Source organism: Rubrivirga sp., assembly GCF_049648075.1.
GTDB lineage: Bacteria > Bacteroidota > Rhodothermia > Rhodothermales > Rubricoccaceae > Rubrivirga.
Map to the genome: position 1 here is coordinate 1 of NZ_JBARYR010000725.1, position 1,877 is coordinate 1,877.

5 protein-coding genes are annotated in these 1,877 nt (G+C 67.4%); 4 read left to right on the plus strand and 1 reads right to left on the minus strand.

Annotated features, from left to right (window positions below; translation table 11 throughout):
• Positions 1-376, minus strand: a 376-nt coding sequence (locus WBA11_RS19065) for a tyrosine-type recombinase/integrase (RefSeq protein WP_424522209.1), incomplete at its 3' end; no start/stop codon positions are given.
• Positions 377-643: 267 nt separating this feature from the next.
• On the opposite strand from WBA11_RS19065, the gene WBA11_RS19070 reads away from it, so the two are divergent.
• The 4 genes from WBA11_RS19070 to WBA11_RS19085 all read left to right on the plus strand — a co-directional run.
• Complete coding sequence (locus tag WBA11_RS19070) at positions 644-928, plus strand: AbrB/MazE/SpoVT family DNA-binding domain-containing protein (protein WP_424522210.1); 285 nt, start codon at positions 644-646, stop codon at positions 926-928.
• Positions 918-1,388: a PIN domain-containing protein gene (locus WBA11_RS19075; protein ID WP_424522211.1), complete on the plus strand. Its 471-nt coding sequence runs from the start codon at positions 918-920 to the stop codon at positions 1,386-1,388. Before WBA11_RS19070 ends, WBA11_RS19075 begins: the two co-directional genes overlap by 11 nt.
• Positions 1,389-1,453: 65 nt before the next feature.
• The gene (locus tag WBA11_RS19080) at positions 1,454-1,735 is read left to right on the plus strand and encodes a hypothetical protein (RefSeq protein WP_424522212.1); all 282 of its coding nucleotides are present in this window, start codon (positions 1,454-1,456) and stop codon (positions 1,733-1,735) included.
• A 26-nt stretch (positions 1,736-1,761) separates the two neighbouring features.
• The coding region (locus WBA11_RS19085) for a type II toxin-antitoxin system Phd/YefM family antitoxin (RefSeq protein WP_424522213.1) at positions 1,762-1,877 on the plus strand (116 nt) is incomplete at its 3' end.

Genomic DNA, 1,877 nt, shown 5'->3' on the forward strand with positions numbered 1-1,877 from the left:
CCTCCGCAGCCGCATCGGCCACCGCGAGCACGCGGTGGACGGCGGCCTCGGGCAGGATCCGCTCGGCGAGCGTGTCCTTCTGCTTCGGCAGGCTCACCGCGGCCCCGACATTATATATGAGGTACCCGAGCTTGTGGCCGAAGCTCAGGAGCGACTTGACGGCCGAGAGCTTCCGGGCGCGCGTCGAGGCGGCCAGCCCGGCGTCCTCGAGCACGTCGGTCCAGTCCTGGACGTGCTGGAGCGTGATACGAGCGAGTGGCGCGTCGGCGAAGTCGACGAAGGCCCGGACGTCGCGCTCGTAGGCGTCGCGGGTGTTGGGTGACTTCCCGTGGAGCCACAGGCGGACGAGGTGGGCGTCGTCGTCGACCTGGGCCACGGGTCGAGCCACCGCGGCGGAGGGGCGGGCGACGACGGCACTCGGCTCGGCGTGCGGAGTAGCTGTTATTGCAGCATGAACTACACCGATCTCGACGTCGCTCACGGGGTCTGGGGGGCTCGTGTTCCGGTAACATAAGGCTCGTTATGTCGCGTCGAGAGAAGCGAGTCCAGAAACGTTCCGAGTATCGTCGGCCCCAACAAAAACCACAGTCAGCCCGGTGCTTGACGTACATTATTGGTTCTGACTGACAAACAACCGTTCGACATGCCCTCAACCCGAATCGGCCGCCGAGGCCAGATTACCGTCCCGAAGGCCGTCCGCCAGTCGATGGGCCTGGCCGTCGGCGACCACGTCGCGTTCGTCGAGCGCGGCGGCGACATCGTCCTGCGGCCCGTAAGACAGTCGCTCCGCGACCTCCGCGGCTCAGTCCCCGTCGACGCCCCCCAAGACTTCGACGCCGTCCGCGACGCCGCGCGCCGCGCCCGAGCGGCGCGCCTGACCCAGGACACCGGTTCCGCGAACACCGGCGACGAGACCGATGCCGACTGACCGCCCGCCCACGGACACGCCGAGAAGCCCGAGCACCGACGAGGCCCGCGGCCCGCTCTTCGTCGACACCAACGTCTTCCTCCGCTACCTCACGAACGACGTGCCCGAGCAGGCCGACCAGGTCCAGGCCCTCTTCGACCGGGCCGAGGTCGGCGAGGTCCGGCTCGTCACCTCGGTCTTGGTCATCGCCGAGGTCGTGTGGACCCTGGGCTCGTTCTATGACCGGACCAAGGAGCAGGTTCGCGACGCCGTCCTGGTCCTCTGCCACGTGCCGGGGCTGGACGTCGAGGACGCCGACGGGCTCGTCCAGGCGGCCGAGTGGCACGTGGAGAAGAACGTCGATTTCGCCGACGCCTACCACGCCACGTGGGCGCTCGCGCACGGTCTCACGGATGTCCGGACGTTCAACCTCAAGCACTTCCGGCGGTTCGACGCGCTCGACGCGCGAGAGCCGTCGTGACACCCACGGTGCCAGCTGGGCGAACGCAGTCGACCCACGCGTTCCAGAGCACATCTTCCTACTCCATGTCCGACGACCTCCTCATCCGCTTACTCCAGCTCCAGCACCGCAACGGCGTGGCCATGGACGCCGTCGAGCGGCTCTTCGAGAGCGCGGACCTGCTCCACCTCGACATCCTGTCGGTCGTCCTCGACGCCCTTGGAGCCCCGCCGGAGACGGTTCAGGAGAGCTACTGCGACCGCTTCGCTGCAACCGTAGTCGAAGGCACAGACCGAGAGTGTCAGGCGTTCCTGGACTGGGTGCGGGCCAGGCAGATACCAGTTGACCATATTAGCCGTTTTAGCTAATATGGACAGACCAGTACCCCGCACCCATGACAGCACTCGCGGCCACCGAGGCCAAGAACCACTTCGGGCGCCTACTCGACCGCGCCCAGCGCGAACCCGTCACCATCGAGAAGCAGGGGCGCCCGGTGGCCGTCATGCTTTC

Bases quoted from the DNA above. Each gene is read 5' to 3' on its own strand.
- WBA11_RS19075 (WP_424522211.1), top strand. From the start codon at position 918: ATGCCGACTGACCGCCCGCCCACGGACACGCCGAGAAGCCCGAGCACC.
- WBA11_RS19080 (WP_424522212.1), top strand. From the start codon at position 1,454: ATGTCCGACGACCTCCTCATCCGCTTACTCCAGCTCCAGCACCGCAAC.
- WBA11_RS19070 (WP_424522210.1), top strand. From the start codon at position 644: ATGCCCTCAACCCGAATCGGCCGCCGAGGCCAGATTACCGTCCCGAAG.